The sequence below is a fragment of the Bartonella sp. PS7NMGDW genome (assembly GCF_042193585.1).
In the GTDB taxonomy this organism is placed as follows: Bacteria; Pseudomonadota; Alphaproteobacteria; order Rhizobiales; family Rhizobiaceae; genus Bartonella; species Bartonella grahamii.
On the sequence record NZ_JBHILX010000006.1, the window covers coordinates 65,396 to 85,873 of the forward strand.

16 protein-coding genes and 1 other RNA gene are annotated in these 20,478 nt (G+C 39.7%); 7 read left to right on the top strand and 10 right to left on the bottom strand.

Annotated features, from left to right (window positions below; genetic code table 11):
• The first annotated feature begins 14 nt into the window (after window positions 1-14).
• The 5 genes from ftsZ (at window position 15) to ligA (ending at window position 7,878) form a co-directional block, all read left to right on the top strand.
• Window positions 15-1,787 carry a cell division protein FtsZ gene (gene ftsZ, locus ACFIKJ_RS04720; protein WP_375653820.1) on the top strand — a complete coding sequence of 591 codons (1,773 nt, stop codon included), beginning with the start codon at window positions 15-17 and terminating at the stop codon, window positions 1,785-1,787.
• A gap of 213 nt (window positions 1,788-2,000) precedes the next feature.
• Complete coding sequence (gene lpxC / locus ACFIKJ_RS04725; RefSeq protein WP_375648155.1) at window positions 2,001-2,885, top strand: UDP-3-O-acyl-N-acetylglucosamine deacetylase; 885 nt, start codon at window positions 2,001-2,003, stop codon at window positions 2,883-2,885.
• A 158-nt stretch (window positions 2,886-3,043) separates the two neighbouring features.
• Complete coding sequence (locus tag ACFIKJ_RS04730; RefSeq protein ID WP_375619631.1) at window positions 3,044-3,937, top strand: outer membrane protein assembly factor BamD; 894 nt, start codon at window positions 3,044-3,046, stop codon at window positions 3,935-3,937.
• Between the two features lie 6 nt (window positions 3,938-3,943).
• A complete protein-coding gene (gene recN, locus ACFIKJ_RS04735; protein WP_375627085.1) occupies window positions 3,944-5,605 on the top strand; it encodes a DNA repair protein RecN in 1,662 nt (553 codons plus the stop codon).
• Window positions 5,606-5,718: 113 nt separating this feature from the next.
• Entirely contained in the window at window positions 5,719-7,878 is a 2,160-nt protein-coding gene (gene ligA / locus ACFIKJ_RS04740) for an NAD-dependent DNA ligase LigA (RefSeq protein WP_375670304.1), read from the top strand.
• Window positions 7,879-8,483: 605 nt separating this feature from the next.
• Here the strand turns inward: ligA and ACFIKJ_RS04745 are convergent.
• Genes ACFIKJ_RS04745 through ACFIKJ_RS04755 form a run of 3 tightly spaced genes read right to left on the bottom strand, consistent with a single transcriptional unit; the run spans window position 8,484 to window position 11,810 of the window.
• Window positions 8,484-10,310 carry an aminopeptidase P family protein gene (locus ACFIKJ_RS04745; protein WP_375670305.1) on the bottom strand — a complete coding sequence of 609 codons (1,827 nt, stop codon included), beginning with the start codon at window positions 10,308-10,310 and terminating at the stop codon, window positions 8,484-8,486.
• Between the two features lie 22 nt (window positions 10,311-10,332).
• A complete protein-coding gene (locus tag ACFIKJ_RS04750) occupies window positions 10,333-11,202 on the bottom strand; it encodes a 50S ribosomal protein L11 methyltransferase (RefSeq protein ID WP_375670306.1) in 870 nt (289 codons plus the stop codon).
• 26 nt (window positions 11,203-11,228) lie between these two features.
• A complete protein-coding gene (locus tag ACFIKJ_RS04755) occupies window positions 11,229-11,810 on the bottom strand; it encodes an SCO family protein (protein WP_375670307.1) in 582 nt (193 codons plus the stop codon).
• A 136-nt stretch (window positions 11,811-11,946) separates the two neighbouring features.
• Here ACFIKJ_RS04755 and ACFIKJ_RS04760 point away from each other — a divergent pair, with 136 nt between their 5' ends.
• Complete coding sequence (locus tag ACFIKJ_RS04760; RefSeq protein ID WP_375670308.1) at window positions 11,947-12,576, top strand: DapH/DapD/GlmU-related protein; 630 nt, start codon at window positions 11,947-11,949, stop codon at window positions 12,574-12,576.
• A 55-nt stretch (window positions 12,577-12,631) separates the two neighbouring features.
• On the opposite strand, the gene ACFIKJ_RS04765 is transcribed toward ACFIKJ_RS04760, so the two are convergent.
• The 5 genes from ACFIKJ_RS04765 to ssrA all read right to left on the bottom strand — a co-directional run bounded on the left by ACFIKJ_RS04765 (window position 12,632) and on the right by ssrA (window position 16,629).
• Window positions 12,632-14,971: an ATP-dependent helicase gene (locus ACFIKJ_RS04765; protein ID WP_375670310.1), complete on the bottom strand. Its 2,340-nt coding sequence runs from the start codon at window positions 14,969-14,971 to the stop codon at window positions 12,632-12,634.
• A 121-nt stretch (window positions 14,972-15,092) separates the two neighbouring features.
• A complete protein-coding gene (locus tag ACFIKJ_RS04770; RefSeq protein WP_273788067.1) occupies window positions 15,093-15,344 on the bottom strand; it encodes a ribbon-helix-helix domain-containing protein in 252 nt (83 codons plus the stop codon).
• A gap of 10 nt (window positions 15,345-15,354) precedes the next feature.
• Complete coding sequence (locus ACFIKJ_RS04775) at window positions 15,355-15,537, bottom strand: DUF4169 family protein (protein ID WP_273788068.1); 183 nt, start codon at window positions 15,535-15,537, stop codon at window positions 15,355-15,357.
• A gap of 8 nt (window positions 15,538-15,545) precedes the next feature.
• On the bottom strand, window positions 15,546-16,091 hold the full coding sequence (locus tag ACFIKJ_RS04780; RefSeq protein ID WP_375648164.1) for an SspB family protein: 546 nt from the start codon (window positions 16,089-16,091) through the stop codon (window positions 15,546-15,548).
• A 181-nt stretch (window positions 16,092-16,272) separates the two neighbouring features.
• Window positions 16,273-16,629, bottom strand: a transfer-messenger RNA (tmRNA) gene (gene ssrA, locus ACFIKJ_RS04785).
• A gap of 97 nt (window positions 16,630-16,726) precedes the next feature.
• On the opposite strand from ssrA, the gene ACFIKJ_RS04790 reads away from it, so the two are divergent.
• Window positions 16,727-17,032: a DUF2853 family protein gene (locus tag ACFIKJ_RS04790; RefSeq protein ID WP_375670311.1), complete on the top strand. Its 306-nt coding sequence runs from the start codon at window positions 16,727-16,729 to the stop codon at window positions 17,030-17,032.
• Window positions 17,033-17,099: 67 nt separating this feature from the next.
• Here the strand turns inward: ACFIKJ_RS04790 and ACFIKJ_RS04795 are convergent, their stop codons facing one another.
• Complete coding sequence (locus ACFIKJ_RS04795; protein ID WP_273790760.1) at window positions 17,100-18,407, bottom strand: MFS transporter; 1,308 nt, start codon at window positions 18,405-18,407, stop codon at window positions 17,100-17,102.
• Window positions 18,408-19,058: 651 nt separating this feature from the next.
• Window positions 19,059-20,369: an MFS family transporter gene (locus tag ACFIKJ_RS04800; RefSeq protein WP_375626092.1), complete on the bottom strand. Its 1,311-nt coding sequence runs from the start codon at window positions 20,367-20,369 to the stop codon at window positions 19,059-19,061.
• Window positions 20,370-20,478: the final 109 nt, after the last annotated feature.

Sequence of the window (20,478 nt, forward strand, 5' to 3'; positions counted from 1 at the left end):
AGAAGGAAAAGAAAATGACGATTAATCTGCATCGGCCAGATATCGCGGAATTGAAGCCACGCATTACCGTTTTTGGTGTTGGAGGTGGTGGCGGGAATGCCGTGAATAATATGATAAATGCTGGTCTTCAGGGAGTTGATTTTGTTGTTGCAAATACGGATGCACAGGCTTTGGCTATGTCAAAGGCTGAACGTGTTATCCAACTTGGAGCAGCTGTGACAGAGGGTTTGGGTGCTGGTGCTTTACCGGAAGTTGGACAAGCGGCGGCAGAGGAATGTATTGATGAAATTATTGATCATCTTGCAGACTCTCATATGGTTTTCATTACTGCTGGTATGGGGGGAGGAACTGGAACAGGGGCTGCTCCTGTTGTTGCTCGCGCAGCACGTGAAAAAGGTATTTTGACTGTTGGTGTTGTGACAAAGCCGTTTCAGTTTGAAGGCGCACGTCGTATGAAAACGGCAGAGGCTGGTATTGAAGAATTACAAAAGTCTGTCGATACATTGATTGTTATTCCCAATCAAAATCTTTTCCGTATTGCAAATGATAAGACAACGTTTGCTGATGCTTTTGCTATGGCTGACCAAGTGCTTTATTCTGGTGTTGCTTCCATTACGGATTTGATGATTAAAGAGGGTTTGATTAACCTTGATTTCGCTGATGTTCGCTCTGTTATGCACGAAATGGGTCGAGCTATGATGGGAACGGGTGAGGCATCTGGTGAAGGACGTGCTTTGGCTGCAGCTGAAGCTGCTATTGCAAACCCATTGTTGGATGATACCTCTATGCGTGGGGCGCGTGGTTTACTGATTTCTATTACGGGTGGTCGTGATATGACTCTTTTTGAGGTTGATGAAGCTGCTAATCGTATTCGTGAAGAAGTGGATGCTGATGCGAATGTGATTTTTGGTGCTATTGATGATGAGTCATTGGAAGGTGTTATTCGTGTTTCTGTGGTTGCCACCGGTATTGATCGTGAAGTTAGTGATGTGGTTCAGTCGTCTCATCCTCAGCTTCAAAGGCCTGCTTCTTCAATGCGCAAGAGCGATCCTGGAACGTCACACAGTTCTTTTCATGTTCAGTCATCGCCTCTGCGTTCTGAGTCAATGGTAGAAGTGATCGAATCACTTGAAATAGAGAAGGGTAAATCAACCGGAGAACAGTTCCGTCCCAAAAGTCAAATTTTTGCACAGCCTACAGAAGCAATGACGACACGAAGTGCGACGAATGCTGTTGCGTATGGTTCAAATGCTGTTCAGGAACAGAGATCAAATGTGCCCCGTATGCAAGTAGGTCGTGGTTCTCAACCGGCTATGACAGCTCCCGTGAGTATGGAGGCAACAGCGCATGTTCTTGATGAGATGACAGGGGTTGTGAAGCAAAAAGAAAAGCTAGTGCAACCAAAACAAATGCAACAAATGCAAGCGCGCTCTCCAATGCGTATGCCTGAGTTAAAGGATTTTCCTCCTGTTGCTCGTGGACAAAGTCAAAGAACATCTGTGACTGATCAAGGTCCTCGTAATCTTTGGCAGCGTTTGAAACAGAGTTTGACGAATCGTGAAGAAGCCGAGCCAGAAGCGAGGCTGGAGCCTGCTGTCAGATCGTCTCAGCAGGAAGAGTCTCGTGTTTACAATAAAAATTCTCAGGCGCTTTCTCAAGATGCTTCTGTTTATGTTCCACGTCGTTCTGGTGAGCTGCACCCTCAGGTACCACAAGATCAGCGTACTTTTATAAGTGAAGAAGATCAGTTGGAAATACCAGCATTTTTACGTCGTCAGGCAAATTAATTGATGAAAAATGAGGCAAAGTAAGAAAGATTGTTACCTCTTTGATGATCAGTCAAAAATTATACAGTAAAATATATTGCTGTTTTTTGGATAAAATACTTTGTTTTTAAAAAACCGCTTATAATAAGCGGTTTTTTTTATTATTTACTATGAATATTTTTTATAGTTTTATAAATTTTGTTAAAAGATGTAAAAGTAATTTAATAAAACAATATGATGAATTTGGTGCCAAAATATCAGTCGACTCTTAAAAAAGCAGTAACATTTAAGGGGATTGGCGTTCACAGTGGTTGTTTGTCAGTGGTAAAGGTTTGTCCAGCGGATGTTGGGTGTGGTATTATTTTTAAGCGTTGTGGATTAGACGGAACAGAGAAAATATTTCAAGCCCATGCATCGCAAACAGGAGAAACTGAATTATCAACGGTACTTGGAGATGGAGATATAAGGGTTGAAACAATTGAACATTTGATGGCAGCAATTACTGCTTATAATTTGGATAATCTTATTATTGAAGTGTCACATAATGAGATTCCTATTTTGGATGGTTCAGCGTGGCTATATTGCCAAGCTTTTGAAGATGTCGGCATTGTACAGCAAAATGCGTTACGTTCTTATTTCATTATAAAAAAACCGTTGCGGGTTGAAGGAGCTCATGGTGTTGCAGAGCTTTTGCCATTCGATGGACGTCGTTTTGATATAACGATCTCTTTTCCTTCTTCTGCTATTGGTAAGCAACATTTCAGTTTTGACCTTACCACACGAGGGTTTAGAGATGATTTGTCACGTGCGCGCACTTTTGGTTTTATCAAAGACGTGGAAAAATTAAGGCTTTCTGGAAAGGCGAGAGGCGCTTCTTTGGAAAATTCTCTTGTTATTGACCTTAATGATAAAATTTTAAATCCGGATGGTCCTTATTGGGAGAATGAATGTGTTCGGCACAAGATGCTTGATGCGATTGGTGATACTGCTTTGCTTGGGGCGCCTTTTATTGGATTATTTCGTTCTTATTGTAGTGGACATAGAATTAATGCGCAATTGGTGAAGGCTGTTTTGGCAGACGAATCACATTACGAAAAAAGCTTTTTAGAGAAAGAGTAAAAAAATTGACAAGATTTTTTTATCGTTTATTTGATTTTTAAGGGGATGATTGACCTAAACTGCTAAATTGGTTATGTGGATTTTAAAGTGATATGGTATAAGACCTTTTATAACTTGTTTTTGCTACAAGGTGATATTCTGTGGAGGCCGGGAAAACTATGAAAAAATCTCATGTGTGCATTGGAAATATGACATATAGAAAATCTAACATTGTACGCAAGATATTGGGGGTGGTGCTTTTGGGAAGCACCTGTATGTTGGCGGGATGCCTCTTTAAAGAGAAAAATACTCTTGATCCATCTGCTTATGTTTTGAAAATAGAGCCACCAGATGTTTTATATAATCAGGCTCTTGCTAGCCTTGAGAGTGGGAAGCTTGGGGATGCATCGAAGAAGTTTTTGAAGATTGAAAAGCAGTATGCTTATACAGACTGGGGGCGTAAATCTTTGGTCATGGGGGCTTTTACTAATTATCGACTCGGAAAGTATGATGATTCAATTAGTATGGCTCAACGCTATATTACTCTTTATCCAGGGTCGACTGACTCGGCTTATGCGTACTATATTATTGGTCTTTCTTCTTTCCGTCGGATTCCTGATGTTACGCGTGATCAACGTGATACGAAACGCGCTATTGCTGCTATGCAGCTCCTTATAGAGCGTTATCCTAATTCTGAATATGTCAAGGATGCTAAGGATAAAATACGTTTTGGGCGCGAGCAGCTGGCTGGCAAAGAAATGCAGATTGGTCGTTATTATGAAGAGGGGCGGCGCTACCTTGCGGCAAGTAGACGGTTTCGTACCGTGGTTGAAGAGTATTCCGATACAAATCAAATTGAAGAAGCGCTTTTCCGCTTGACTGAGGTTAATCTTGCTCTCGGCTTAACGGCGGAAGCACAGACGGCAGCAGCTATTTTAGGACGTAATTATCCCAAAAGTGAGTGGTATAAATTTTCTTATAATCTCTTGCAGAAGAATAAAATATCGCCACGCGAGCATAAATCTTCTTGGATCTCAAATGCTTTAGGTGGTGATAAGAAGAGGGTACGTTGATTCTCTATGCTGGTACAGCTTTCGATTCATAATATTGTTTTGATCGAAACGCTCGATATTCATTTTACGGCGGGGTTGACTGTTTTAACTGGAGAAACAGGTGCGGGGAAGTCCATTCTCCTTGATGCTTTATCACTTGCTCTAGGGGGGCGGGGTGATGCTTCGCTTGTGCGTCATGGTGCTGAGCGCGGGCAGGTCACAGCTGTTTTTGATGTGTCTGTTTCACATCCTGCACGTCAACTTATTCGTGAGAATGGTCTTGATGATGAGGGTGATATTATTTTACGACGTGTGCAATCAAGTGATGGACGCAGCCGTGTTTTTATTAATGATCAGGTGTCTAGTGTTGCATTGATGCGGAGTGTTGGCCGTTTGCTGGTTGAAATTCATGGACAACATGATGATCGTGCGCTTGTTGATGTTGCTACACATCGCCAATTATTAGATGCCTTTGGTGGTCTTGAGGATGAAGTGGAAAATTTGCGTCAGTGTTATTACACATGGCGTGAATTTGAGGAGCGTTTGCAACGGCAGCGTCTTAAAGTAGAGAGCGCTGTACGTGAGGTTGATTATCTTCGTGCGTGTATAGAAGAGCTTGAAAAGCTTGATTTTAAAGTTGGTGAAGAGGAGGCTCTTTCTCTTCGTCGTGCCGATATGCTTAAATTAGAAAAAATAGCGACGGATATTAAAGAAGCGGATGATCTTTTAACGGGTCAAAAATCACCAATCCCAGTGCTTTCTAATTTGGTGAGGCGTTTGGAGCGGAAAATTCCTGAAGCACAAGAGCTTATTGCACCAGTGGTGAAATCTATTGATGAGGCATTGCATGCACTTGCAACAGCACAAGAAGGTATTGAGACGGCAATACGAGCATTAGATTTTGAACCTGATGAATTAGAACGGATAGAAGAGCGTCTTTTTTCTCTTCGGGGTTTTGCTCGTAAATATCAAGTTTCTGCGGATGAATTGGTTCAGTTACGCGATAAGATGGATGCTGAATTAGCTGATTTTGAAGAGGCTCAGATTATATTGACACGTTTTGAAAATGAGGCAAAACAAGCACAAAAAAATTATGATATGTTAGCACAAGCGTTGTCAGTAAAACGTCAAGAGGTTGCAAAGCGCTTGTCTGAAAGCGTGATGACTGAGTTACCGGCATTGAAATTAGAGAGGGCTGAGTTTATTGTTGAAATGCAAAGTGATATCGAAAAGCGGAGTGCAGAGGGATGTGATCGCATTGAATATTGGGTGCGAACAAATCCTGGAACACGTGCTGGACCGATGCTTAGTGTGGCTTCTGGCGGTGAATTGTCTCGTTTTTTGTTGGCATTAAAAGTTGTTTTATCTGATCGAGGATCAGCACCGACGCTGATCTTTGATGAAATTGATACAGGCGTTGGGGGTGCTGTTGCAGCGGCTATTGGGCAACGGTTGCAACGCTTATCAGAACATGTCCAGGTTTTCGCTATTACGCATGCTCCACAGGTTGCATCGAAAGCGCATGGTCATTTTCTTATTTCAAAAATTGAGAGTCATGATAAAGGACGCTTTGTTACTGCTATTCATAAAATGGAAGAGCATGAACGTGCAGAAGAAATTGCTCGTATGTTGGCAGGAGAACAGATTACTGAAGAAGCGCGTGCAGCGGCTCAAAAGCTTCTAGCATGAAGGTAATTAGTCAGCGATAAAAATACTGGAAAGCTTGTATTTATTGAGATTCACTTTATGAGGAGGCGCGGAGATCATCCTTGTGGCAGTGCTCGTAATTTGGAATAGATTTTATGAACAAAGATGCAGATAAAAATCTCACAGCTGTTGAAGCAGAAAGTGAATTAGAGTGGTTGGCAAAAGAGATTGCACGTCATGATGTGCTTTATAATCGTGATGATCAGCCTGAAATTTCTGATGCAGAATATGATGCTTTGCGCCGCCGTAATGCAGAAATTGAAGCTCTTTTTCCAGAGCTTATTCGTGTTGATTCTCCTTCACATAAAATTGGGGCACCAATTTCTGAAAAGTTTGAAAAATCTGTTCATGCACAGCCAATGCTTTCACTGGATAATGCGTTTAGCTTTGAAGATGTTACTGAATTTGTTGAGCGTATTCGTCGTTTTTTACGGCTTCCAGAAACACAGGTGTTGGAAATAACAGCGGAGCCAAAAATTGATGGTTTATCTTTGTCTTTACGCTATGAAAAGGGGCGGCTTGTGGGGGCGGCAACGCGTGGGGATGGAACTGTCGGTGAAAATGTGACGGCAAATGCCCGAACCATTGCTGATATTCCACAAGTTTTGCAAGGTGATTTTCCTAATATAATTGAGGTGCGTGGTGAAGTTTATATGGGGCGGGAAGATTTCCAAGCATTAAATATCAGCCAACAAGAGAAGGGCAAGTTAACCTTTGCCAATCCTCGAAATGCGGCAGCTGGTTCACTCCGTCAGCTTGATTCACGGATAACCGCTAGCAGAAAGCTTCAGTTTTTTGCTTATGCTTGTGGTGAGGTGAGTGAAATATTGGCAGAAAGTCAAATGGAGATGATGAAAAAGCTAAAAGAATATGGCTTTGTTATCAATCCATTAACAAAAGCCTTTAAGACGTTAGAAGAAATTATTTCTTATTATCACGATATCGAAGAATGCCGTCATTCTTTAAGCTATGATATTGATGGTATTGTTTATAAGGTTAATGATTTGATGCTCCAAAAGCGCTTGGGGTTTGTTTCTCGTTCGCCGCGTTGGGCAATCGCGCATAAATTTCCAGCAGAAAAGGCGATAGCGCTTTTGAAAGATATTGACATTCAAGTTGGTCGCACGGGAGCTTTGACACCTGTTGCACGTCTTACGCCTATTACTGTTGGTGGAGTGGTGGTGACCAATGCTAGTTTGCATAATGAGGATTATATTAAGGGAATTGGTCATAAAGGAGAGCCTATTCGTGAAGGACGTGATATCCGTGTAGGCGATAGCGTGATTGTACAACGTGCTGGTGATGTGATCCCTCAAGTTATTGATGTTATTATTGAAAAACGCCCGAAAGATGCTGCTGTCTTTATTTTTCCTCATTTGTGTCCAGCTTGTGGGAGTCATGCTGTTCGTGAAGTGGGAGAAGCTGTGCGTCGCTGTACAGGGGGGCTTATTTGTCCTGCACAGGCGATTGAGCGTATTCGTCATTTTGTTGCGCGCAATGCTTTTGATATTGAGGGCTTGGGTAAAAAACAGGTAGAGTTTTTTTTCTATGCTCAAGATGAAGCGCTTTGTATTCATACACCAGCTGATATTTTTACTTTAGAACGTCGCCAAGAAAAATCTTTGATACGTTTAGAAAATATAGAAGGTTTTGGGACTGTTTCAGTTCGCAAATTGTATGATGCCATTAATGCACGCCGAGAAATTCCTTTAAGTCGTTTTTTGTTTGCATTGGGAATTCGCCATGTTGGAGAGGTTAATGCACGGCGTCTTGCGCGTACTTATAAAAATTATACAGCTTTTGAAACTGCGGCTATGGGAGCACTTATGCCACGTGATAAGGACAATGAAAAAGGCAATGAAGCTTGGATGGAGCTTACCAATATCGAAGGAATTGGACCACAGGTAGGGAGCGCAATTGTTGATTTTTATCAAGAAGCGCATAATCGTGAGGTTTTGTCTGTTTTACTTGAAGAAGTAACCCCTCTTGATGAGGAGCCTATCATGACAGCTTCTTCCCCAATAGCAGAGAAGACAATTGTTTTTACAGGAACTTTGGCGCATATGTCACGCGATGAAGCAAAAGCATTGGCAGAGCGATTAGGGGCCAAAACATCTGGTTCACTTTCTAAAAAAACAGATCTTCTTGTTGCAGGACCTGGAGCGGGCTCCAAATTGGCTAAAGCTGAAGAATTAGGTGTTGAGGTTATTGATGAAGAGATTTGGCTACAGTTGATTGAGGAACATAATGTTTAGAGGGCGTTTTCTAGAAGATGCGTATGCTGTTTGTATGGTTAGCTCTCTTACATTTTTGGGGGCTGGAATCAAAAAGGGGATAATAGGGGGTGTTTTTTTTGCAAAAATAGAGCGCCATATATTTTGATATTTATTAAGTTATTAAAAAAACATTGAATTTAAATATTAAACTTAAACTCTTATGATTAAGAATATACAAGGTTATTGTTAGTAAAAGATATACGTTATCACTGTGAAGCAAGGTAAAAATTGTAACTAAATATGCAGAACTTTTGAATTTAAACGGCGTAATAAGCTGGTTATAATAGGCATTTTAGAAATGAGACGCGGAGGATTACAAAATATAATGAAAATTTCTATATAGCAGAATAAGGCTATAACTCATGTGAAGATGGTGGAGGATAGTTGATAAGCATTATCTGTTACAAGTGTATTCCGTTCTGTTTCAGTTTGGGAAGAGCTTTTATCCTATCGGCAAAAAAACTTGAAGTATTTTATAGAAGCATTTTTTGTGATTGCTGATGGTAAATACGCACTTCTCTCTTTAAAAGAGAAGGGTGTGGTGTTTTTATAAGAAGCGTTAGAAGATATTTGTGTTGCCTCATTTAAAGGGGTAGTGTTGCCTCTTTTGCCCATTTTTTATCTTCTTCATTTAAGTAAGGTGCATTCATCTGATAAACGCGCGCATGGTAATCATTGAGCCATTGCCGTTCTTCTTGTGTCAAAAGCTCTGGGAGAATGAGTTTTCGATCAATAGGGCAAAGTGTAAGCGTCTCAAACGAAAGCATTTCTATATCCCCGCCATCAATTTTTTGTGCTGGCTTTACAATTATCAAATTTTCAAGACGAATACCAAAAGCACCTTCGCGATAATATCCTGGTTCGTTTGAAAGAATCATACCGGAGATGAGTTCTTGGCATCCTTTGCGGGAAATATTTTGTGGTCCTTCATGAACAGAAAGATAAGACCCAACACCATGACCGGTGCCATGAGCATAATCAAAACCAGCCTTCCACAATGCAATGCGCGCTAGAATATCGATGTCTTGTCCGCGGGTTCCTTTTGGAAAGTAAGCCGTTGAAAGAGCAATCATACCTTTGAGGACAAGCGTGAAACAGCGTTTTTCTTCTTCTCCAATATTCCCAATTGCTACTGTACGTGTGATATCTGTCGTTCCATCACGATATTGTCCGCCTGAATCAACAAGATAAAGTTCACCCGCATTGAGTTGTTTATTTGTTTGTGTCGTTACACGATAATGAATAATGGCGCCATTTTCTCCTGCTGCTGAAATTGTATCAAAAGAAAGGTCTTTAAGTTCTTCTCCCATTTCTTTTGCTGTATTTATGCGAAATTCTTCTAATTTTTGCGCAGCAGAAATTTCACTTATTGACTCTGGTGTTTGTTTATCTAACCAGGAAAAAAAACGGGTTAGGGCAACACCATCGCGTAGATGCGCTTTGCGTGCACCATTGAGTTCTGTGTCATTTTTAATGGCACGTGGTAGAGCGGCAGGATCGGTAAGTGTGATGAAAGAGCTATTGTTTTCTTCAATAACAGTTCGTAATTTTTCGCATGTTAGCTGTGGATCTAAGGCAAACACTGTCCCTTTTTGAATATACTCTTTGATCTTTGGAATAAGCTGTTCTGGTTCATATAATTTTGCATAACCTTCCAGATATTGTTTCTGTTCTACACCAAGTTTTTTGCTGCTAATGAATAAGGCTGGTGTTTCGTTAAGTGGAATGAGAGCAAAACAAAGGGAAAAAGGTGTGTTGGAAACATCATTGCCACGTATATTGAATGTCCATGCAATGGAGGAGGGATCTGTAAAAATAAAAACCTCTGCATTGGCTTTTTGTATATATCTGCAAATCAATGCCAACTTTTCATCTGAACTGCATCCTGCATATTTGAGAGGATGAACTGATAGGGCAGATTGCGGCAATTGTGGTTGATCATGCCAAAGCAGATCAATGGGATTGGAGTGAATTGCTACAAGTTTTCCACCTGCTTTCATTTCTAATGCGTTTCTCAATGCATCGGTGGCAGTGATGGTGTGGAGCCATGGATCAAAGCCAATAGAAAGTTTTTGAGCATTTTTTTCAAGCCATCGTGAGGGAGGGCAAGTTATGAGATCTTCATAATCAAAAATATTAGGATCAGTTTGTTGGCGAACTTGGAGCTTATATCGCCCGTCTGTAAATATGATGGCTTTGTTTTTTAAAATCAGTGCAACTCCAGCTGATCCAGTAAAGCCGGTGAGCCAGCTAAGGCGTTGAGCATGGGGAGGGACATACTCTCCCTGATGTTCATCGCACCGCGGAACAAGAAAACCATCGAGACCAAGGCGGTCTAGTTCTTTACGAAGAGAGGCAATGCGTTCTAGAGCATGGGCTGGATTTGTTGTCGCCTCAAAAGATTGATACATAACGACGTCCTTTTCTTTTACTTTATTTCAGATGTATCGTAACCCATCCTTGACGGTGGTATGTTTCAATGTGTTTCAGCCCTTGTTTTACATAAGCCTTTAAAACATCTGCATGTTGTTCTTCAAGAATTCCAGAGAGTATCAGTGATCCACCTTTTTGGAGTGCCTTTACCATTTCTTGTGCAAGTGCGATAAGAGGATTGGCAAGGATATTGGCAACAATAAGATCAAAGGGCGCCCGTGAAGCAATTTCATCATGGGTAAAATCTGTTGCTGTGACAGCTGTGATATATTTTTTTACGCCATTGAATTCGATATTGTGTTGTGCAACTTGAATAGCGACAGGATCAATATCGGATGCAAGAACAGTAATTGGTTTGAGCATTGCTATGCCAATGGCTAGTACACCGCTCCCAGTACCAAGATCAAGTGCATTTTGGGGATTTTCGTGTTTCATCACTTTGGCAATCATTTCTAAACAACCAGCTGTTGTTCCATGATGTCCGGTGCCAAAAGCTTGATTTGCTTCAATTTCAATAGGAAGAACATTGGCTGGAATGTCGCCTCTATTATGACTTCCATGAAGAAAAAAAGGACCGGCTTGCACAGGTTTTAGTCCTTCTAGGCTTTTTTGTACCCAATCAATGTTGGGTAAAATTTCCATATTAATTTTATCAGGATCTATAGAAAAGATTTGGGCAAAACGTTTCGAAATATGTTCGTAGTTTTCTTGGTCTACATAGAGTGAAAGTTCATATACAGCATTTTGTTCATCTATCTCTGTAAGAGCAAGAGGATAACCTTCTTCGTCAAAGGCTGTGTCTATAAGGGTATAGAACCGTTCTGCTTCATTTTTAGAAGCAGTATAATAGAGGCGAATTTGTTGCGACATACTGTTCTTTCTTTTGATCGGTTTTTTTAGTTTAAGATGAGTTTTTTTAACCGTTCAATGGCGATTTCATCTTTTAATTCGCTATCGCTTTCTTTCGTGTCATAACGGATAACGCCAGCTAATTTCCCACCTTTTTTGAGTAAAAAAATTGCTGCTGTATGGTTATATGTATAGTTTTCATCTGTTCCTGAGACTTTTTCAGCAACGATGTTAAAGGAATTGACCATTTTATGAACTTTATCAGGATCTCCACTGATCCCAATGATTTTATTGTTAAAATTACTGAGATATTCATGGAGCACTTCTGGTGTATCACGTTCAGGATCAACAGTCACAAACCATATGCCTAATTTATCGGCATTGGGTCCAAGGGCTGTAAGCCATCGATCAAGATTCATCAATGTCGTAGGGCAGATTTCAGGACACATAGTGAAGCCGAAAAAAACTATTGAAGGCTTGCTTCGAATATCAGCCTCAGTGATATTTTTTCCATTAGAATCAGTGAGTGTAAAATTATCACCTAAAGGCTTATTTGTCAGTGCATCATAAATAAAAATACCTGCAAGAAATATGATTGTCAGCCCCAAGATGCGTATTACATTTTTCATAGTTTGACTCTCTTAGATAGATCACGAAATTGTAACATCGGCAGGTTTGTTTTGCAATCTCTGTTTCATGGTTGATTTTATTGGCTTGATTGGTATGTCTTTCCATATCTATTGATGAAACATTGGTGAGGGATGCATGAATATTGAGAACGATCTTCGATTTCATGAAAGTGAGCCTCGTATTCATACGACAGCGCGGCTGCATGGTTGTAAATTAGGGCGCTATGTGGAAGTTAATGAGCGGGTGATTTTACGGGATGTAACCGTTGGAGATTTTTCTTATTTAGAGCGTAATAGTGAGGCTATTTATAGCGATATTGGGCGGTTTTGTTCTATTGCATCTCATGTACGGATGAATGCGTTGGAGCATCCTATGGAACGCGTTTCAACGCATAAAATAACCTATCGTCCTAATGAATATTTTCGTTATATGGCACTTGATCGTTCTTTTCGCGAAAAGCGTTGTGCAAAACGTGTTATTATCGGGCATGATGTGTGGATTGGACATGGCGCGGTTATTATGCCTGGGGTGAAAGTTGGACATGGAGCAATTATTGGTGCTAACGCTGTTATAACGAAAGATGTTATGCCTTATGCGGTTGTCGCTGGTGTTCCTGCTAAACGCTTGCGGATGCGTTTTCCCGATCATGTGATTGAGTGCCTTTTAGAGATGGCTTGGTGGGATTGGTCGCTTGATAAAATTTACGACGCATTGCCTGATATGCAAAATTTACCCATTGAAGTTTTTGTTCGCAAATGGAAATGATAATCAGAATAAAACAAAATGGTCTCTTGAAAAAACTGATGTAGTTTGCTTTTAGTCAAGCTTTGTTTACAAAATTATCCAGTACACGCTTTTCTCCGGCTTTTTCAAACATTATTGTCAATTTATGATCGTCTATTGCTGTAATATGACCATAACCAAATTTTATGTGAAAAATCCGATCATTGATAGAAAAATCTGATGATTCATGAGAGATTGATTGAGTGATAATTTTCCCTTCAACCGTTTTGTTTTTTTGTGCACGCTTTTGTCTTGCTGTTGCATAGTCAGTATAACAGAAATCGTGATGTTGAAAGGAAGATTTTCCATAACCACCATAGGATGTTTCCATTTCTACAACTTCTATATGTTCTGCTGGTAATTCATCTAGAAAACGGGAGGGGAGAGCAGGTTGCCAAAGTCCATGAATTCTACGATTAGATACAAACCATATATGCAGGTGTTTTTTTGCTCTTGTAAGTCCAACATAAGCAAGACGCCGTTCTTCTTCTAATCCTGAACGTCCACCTTCATCTAACGAGCGCTGATGGGGAAAAAGTCCTTCTTCCCAGCCAGGAAGAAAAACTGTTTCAAATTCAAGCCCTTTGGCTGAATGAAGTGTCATGATGTTGACCGCATCGGTATTTTCATTGTTTTCAGCATCCATAACCAGTGCAACATGTTCCAAAAAACTTTGAAGATTTTCAAATTGTTCCATGGAACGGATCATTTCTTTAAGATTTTCTAGACGTGTAGGAGCCTCTGGTGAGCGATCTTCTAACCACATGGTTGTATAACCAGAATCATCAAGGATAATCTCGGCAAGTTCTTTATGAGGAGTGTCTTGAAGCATATTTTGCCAGCGGCGGAAGTTTTCAATAAGGCTTCGTAACGCACTGCGTGCCTTAGGCTTTAACTCATCTGTTTCAATGATGTCAGCGGCCGCGGAAAAGAGAGGAACAGCACGTGCTCGCGCACTCTCATAAAGAATGCGCAGGGTTGCATCGCCTATGCCGCGTTTCGGTGTATTAATAATACGCTCAAAAGCTAAATCATCAGCAGGTTGGACAACAACGCGTAAATAAGCCATAGCATCACGTATTTCCATTCGTTCATAAAAACGAGGACCACCAATGACGCGGTAGTTAAGACCAAGCGTTACAAAGCGATCTTCAAATTCACGCATTTGGAATGATGCACGCACCAATATAGCCATATGATTTAATGCATGACCTGTTTGTTGTGCTTGTTCAATTTCTTCTCCGATGGCTCGGGCCTCTTCTTGCGAATCCCATGCTGAATGAATTTTTACCTTTTCTTCCTCACTCTTTATTTGTGCAGAAAAAAGGACTTTGCCCAGTCTGTCTTCATTATGAGCAATGAGATGGGAGGCGGTTTTAAGAATATGGGACGTTGAGCGATAATTGCGTTCTAGACGAATAATTTTGGCAGAAGGAAAATCTTTTTCAAAACGTAATATATTCTCTACTTTTGCACCACGCCATCCATAAATGGATTGATCATCATCGCCAACACAACAAAGATTAACATGTTGACCTTGGGGATGTTGTGCCAAAAGGCGAAGCCAAAGATATTGTGCTGTATTTGTATCTTGATATTCATCGACAAGAATATAGCGAAATTGAGAATGATATTCGCGAAGAATATCTGGATTATGTTGGAAGATAGAGATAGAATGAAGCAGAAGATCGCCAAAATCACAAGCATTAAGATCTTTTAATCGATTTTGATAACTGTGATAAAGTTCGCGTCCCATGCCGTTGCCAAAGGAATGAGCATCACTTTTTGAGATATGTTCTGGTGAAAGTCCTTGATTTTTCCAAGAATCAATCATCGTGGCAAGGTTTCGTGCGGGCCAACGCTTATCGTCTAGTCCCTCAGCTTGAATAAGCTGTTTTAAAAGTCGAAGAACATCATCGCTATCAAGAATTGTAAAGTTTCTTTTTAAACCAACAAGCTCTGCGTGACGGCGTAAAATTTTAGCGCCAGTGGAGTGAAAAGTTCCAAGCCAAGGCATACCTTCAACAATTTCTCCAATAAGTTCACCAATACGTATTTTCATTTCACGTGCTGCTTTGTTGGTGAAAGTGACAGCAAGTATTTGCTGAGGAGAGGCAAGTCCAGAGCGTAAAATGTGAGAAATACGGGTTGTTAAAACGCGCGTTTTTCCTGTACCAGCACCTGCAAGAACTAAAAGAGGCCCCTCAGTATTCATAACAGCTTGTTGCTGTTCTGGATTGAGTTGTTCTAAATAGTCTGTGTTATACGATTTTTGTTCTTTTAGAGTATGGGAGAAAAAACCAGAGCTCTTCTTATCATGGTCTGGAGGGGAATCTTCTTCAAAGAAAGGTATGTTGTGATCAGAAAAATTACTCATTATATCTCTTTTGTAGTCTTTTTTTCATTGAAGTTCTAGATTAAAAAAACTTCTCTTAAAAAAGTCACAACAGCTCCAGTTGAATAAACAAAAAGAGAACGTAAAAAAATAAGCATAAACATTAAAGGCGTTGGGTGAGAACGCTTTGAAGGGCATAAACGCGTAAGGAAGCCGAAAGATTGACTTGTTGTGGTCTTTTGCTATCAATATCAGTGATAATAAAGGCTAAAGATTGTCCTTTTTTGCGGGCTATATCTTTTAGAATATCTAAAAATGGTGGTTCTAAAGAGACGCTTGTTGCGTGTCCATCAACGCGAACAGATATCTTTCGTGGAATGACTTTTGACCAATCGATAGAATTATTTTCGTGCATTTTTCCACCTTTATTCGTCGTTTCGTAAACGATTTTGATCAAGAAATTTTTGCGTTTTTAAAGATTTTTGTTGCTCAAAAAATTTTTCAGTTTTTGTTCGTCCAAAACGATAACGATTTTGCTCAGCACGAAGAGATTTTTCTGTACGTTTTTTTTGTTTTCGAAATTGGCGAAGATTAATCAATTCAGTCATGAAAAAATTTACTTTTTCCGAAAAGAGTCTAAAGAGACAACATCAGCACTTTGTTTTGTATCGTTATTTGAAGATTCTTTATTTGTACTGAAATTTTGTTCTTTTGTAAGCGTATTTTCTTTTTTTTGTGTGTTTGATAAGGTAATGGGCGTAGTTGAGGTATTTTCTGAATTTTCACTTTCTCCAGAGGCAGGATTTGAGGGCAGATCAAATGCTGCTTCAAATGCTGCTATAGGATCATAAAAGACCTGAATGGAAGTAAAAGGAATCACGAGCTTTTCGTTTATTTCCCTGAAGGAGAGGGTTACTTCGAAAGCTGTTTCTGAAACACTGAGATCTCTAAACTGATGTTGTAAAACGATTGTCATTTGCTCGGGATAGCGATTTTTTAGCCGAGGAGAAATTTTAACGCCTGGGGCATTCGTCAAAAAAGTTATAAAAAAATGATGATTTCCCGGAAGACCTGCTTTGCTAACTTCCGATAAAACTTTACGGATAACTCCACGAAGCGCATCCTGAACGAGAATATCGTAACGGATTTGATCTTTAACCATCGAAGTTTATTCCTTTTATTTCACGTAGCAGAACGGGGCGTATTGATATTGTGTGATAGAATACGTTTTAAAATTAGCAATATTTTGTCTACGATGCACCTCAATAAATCGAATAAATACGAAACTCTATGGTAAATAATGTCTGATAATGTCTGAAAGATCAATCAATAACATTTAAAAAAGTGAAGGCTTCTGTTGCCAGGTGCCTCCGAACCCCGCTTAAACCTGCGATGGTTTAAGACTTAAATTGAAACATTCGCACTGCATTAAGCAGCGAGACGTGCTTCCGCATAGTTGTCATTTGCAACTACTCATTTAGTCCGATAACGGTGGTACTATGCCGAGTAAAAGAGCAATCTTTACGCCCTTGTCGATCCTATTTCGCCCCCACCAAAATATAATTTTGGCCTCTTATATTTTGGTGGAGGCGCCGGGTACCGCCCCCGGGTCCAATGAGTTTATTTCATTGTCCATTTATTACCATAGCTGGTAAACCAGCTCTTTAAATATAGATGAAGAACAGTCTTAGGAAAAGGGGGGGTTGTTAATATTTTTAATGCTCTAATTATTTATGGAGCTATATGACGCGGCTGTAAAGTATAGTCCGCTGATTTTTGGAGAGGAGATGATGCAAAATGACAAATAATCTAGCAGATATTAAACTATATGATTCAAATCCCGATGAAGCAGCAATAGAACGACTTAGCCGTCGTTTAGCTTTAGTGATGAAAAAACAAGATGCATCACTTGTTGCTACATCGGATCCAAAAGAGTTAGAACGCGTCGAAAAATGGGTTCAAGATGTATTAGGCGCCGATGAGCAGAGGGCTAAAATGGCTGTGTCAAAAGTGGCTGAAATGATGTCTGGAGAGCGTAGAAAAAGTCGTATGACTTTTTATTATCTAGTTGCTAAGCACCTTAATGCACTTCATAAAATTTAAACAATATTAAATTTGTGATAATGATAAAAAAGCCCAACTTCTTGGGCTTTTTCGTTGATAAAAAGGTTTAATGTTTTTCATCCTCTTGGAGGTATCCCCCTTTACGCATACTCGGGACAAAGAGAAGAGCAATGAATGCCATGATCATCACAACGGTTATATAAAAATAAAAGAGTGATTCATGACCATACTTTTTTAATCCAAGCGCAACGTATTCAGCAGAACCACCAAATAAGGCGTTGCCAATGGCATGAGAGATGCTAACGCCTAATGCGCGTATTGAAGAGGGAAACATTGCTGATTTTACGACACCAGAGATGGATGTATACATGCTCATAATGAAGAGCAAGCCAATAATGACGGAAAAGGCAACCCATATACTATGCGTATTACCGATTATCCAGAGTCCAGGAAATGTAAAGATGACAGAGAGTATACTCCAAATGATAAGTAAAGTTTTTGTTCCAATTTTATCGGCTATGATACCAGCTATGGGTTGGAATAGGATAAAAATAAATAGTACAGCTGTCATAATCGTTGTTGCGGTATGTTTATCAAAGCCGGTGGTTGTGATCAGATATTTTTGCATATAAGTTGTAAAGGTGTAAAATGTGAGTGATCCTCCTGATGCAAAGCATGCAATTACGACAACGGCTTTTGTATGCTTGGTGAGAAGTTCCTTAAGACTGCCAGAGTGTTTGTGAGAGCGGCTTTCTTTCGTGGTTGTTTCGTGGAGAGAACGACGCAGATAAATCGCAATCACTGCCCCGAAACCACCAATCACAAAAGGAATGCGCCATCCCCATGCTTTTAACTGATCTTCAGAGAGATAAGATGCTAGAATAAATATAATGAAGCTAGCAAGAAGTTGACCTGTAATAAGGGTGGCAGATTGGAAAGAAGCAAAAAGCCCACGATGTTTTTTGAGGGCAACTTCGCTCATATAAGTGGCTGCTGTACCATATTCACCACCCGCTGAAAGTCCTTGCATCATCCGAGCTAAAAGTAAAAGGATTGCTGATGTTATTCCTAAGGTTTCATAGGTGGGAAGTATGGCGATGAAAAAAGAGCCACCACACATCATAAAAATGGATATAAGCATCGAGCGTTTACGTCCATAACGATCGGCGACAAATCCTAAAAACCAAGCTCCAATAGGGCGCATAAGAAAGCCAATAAAAAAAACACCCGCGGTTTTTAACAGTGGCGTAATCGTATCACCATCGGAGGGAAAGAATTGTGATGCAAAATAAATCGATGCAAATGAGTAAACGTAAAAATCATACCATTCTACGAGATTTCCTGATGCGCTTGCTATAATAGCAAAAACGCGTTTTCTTGCATCCTGTGATGCTGAAGTTGTTTCATTTTTCATGAATTGTTCCCCTTTTGTATTTATAGTTTATATTTTCTAAACCTAATTGTTTATGATTTCCAGAAAAATTCAATTGTATTATAATAATTCTTAGGGAAACTCTTTAAGATGATTTATTAGAGTCAGGTTGTCATTCGTTTTAAGATTTTTACTTGTGTTATAGAATAAAAAGTTATCACGTTGCATTTAAAGGGAGAGAACATTGAAAAGTAGATCAAGATACCTTTAAACTTTATGAGAAGAATGCAATTATTGGCATACGGGAAGATCATAGAAGAGATGGTCTTTATGAGCAGAAAGCCTAAAAACTGAAGACATTGTATAAAGCTTAAATAATGTAAAAGGGCATTTTTGTGTCCTTACTTATCTTGTTGTATCATAACACATCATCATTTATGAGGGTGAGGTAAGGCTCAGATAAGGTTTTCCGTATAAGGTGTTTTTTAGATATCGTGATAAATATTTAGGATAGGGCTTGCCTATAGAATCTTATCAAGTAAATTACATAAAGAAGGCAGTAACTATAGACAATTTAAGAGAAACTGTGTTGTTTATAAGACGAATGCGGGGCGGACTTTTCGTTCTTTATTAGGGTGGAGAGGAGATCAAAAAAAGCCCAATTTCTTGGGCTTTTTTATCCAGAAAATAAGTTTAATGAAGTTTATTGTCTTTATCGAGATATCCTCCTTTATCTATATCGGGCATAAGGAGAATAGAGATGAGTGCAATGACCATCATACCAACTATGTAAAAAAAGAAAACAGATTCGTATCCCATATTTTTTAATCCAAGCGCTACATATTCAGCAGAACCGCCAAATAGTGCATTCCCAATGGCAAAAGCAAATCCAACACCAATTGCGCGGATTGAGGCTGGGAACAATTCTGCTTTTATGATACCAGCAATGGACGTATAAAAGCTCATAACACAGAGTATTCCAATGATGATTAAGAGTGCTGCCCATGCATTATGGGCATTCCCAATCATTTTAAGTACAGGAATGGTGCAGATAATGGATAAAGTACTCCAACTAATGAGTGAAGCTCTTGCTCCAATTTTATCGGCTATGGAACCAAAAAGGGGTTGGAGTAGCACAAAAATAAAGAGGGCGGCAGTCATTATCGTTGTTGCGGTTTGTTTATCAAAGCCCGTGGTTGTGATCAGATATTTTTGCATATAAGTGGTGTATGTATAAAATGTGAGTGATCCACCAGCTGTAAAGCCAACAACCAAAAAGAAAGCTTTTTTATGATTGCGAAAAAGTTCTCTAAGACTACCAGCATTTTGTTCAGAGCGGCTTTTGTGGGTTGTTGTTTCATGGAGCAAACTACGCAGATAAATTGCAACAATTGCTCCAAAGCCACCAATGACAAAAGGAATACGCCAGCCCCACGCTTTTAACTGATCTTCCGTAAGGTAAAGGGATAAAATAAATATTATAAAACTTGCGAGAAGTTGACCTGTGATCGTTGTTGCATATTGAAAAGATGCAAAGAGCCCACGACGATTTTTGGGTGCAACTTCGCTCATATAAGTTGCTGCTGTACCATATTCACCGCCAACGGAAAGTCCTTGAAACATGCGGACTAAAAGGAGGAGGAATGCTGCTGTTATTCCCAAGGTTTTATAAGTGGGAAGTATGGCAATGAGAAAAGAGCCACCACACATCATAAAAACAGAAATAAGCATTGAGCGTTTACGTCCATAACGATCCGCAATGAATCCAAAGAGCCATGCTCCAATTGGACGCATAAGAAAGCCAATAAAAAAGATTCCTGCAGTTTTTAAAAGTTGTGTAACGATATCTTCATCTTCAGGAAAAAATTGTGATGCAAAATAAACCGATGCAAAGGAGTAAGCATAAAAGTCGTACCATTCTACCAGATTTCCTGATGCACTGGATATGATAGCAAAAATACGTTTCCTTGTATCATGTGGATCTAAAGTTGTTTGATTATTCATGAAGTATTCCCCTTTTAGATCTATAACTTTTCTTCTCTTTAAAGTTGTTTACAGTTTAAGCCATAAAAATTCAATTGTATTGCGATGTTTCTTAAAAGATGTTTCTTAA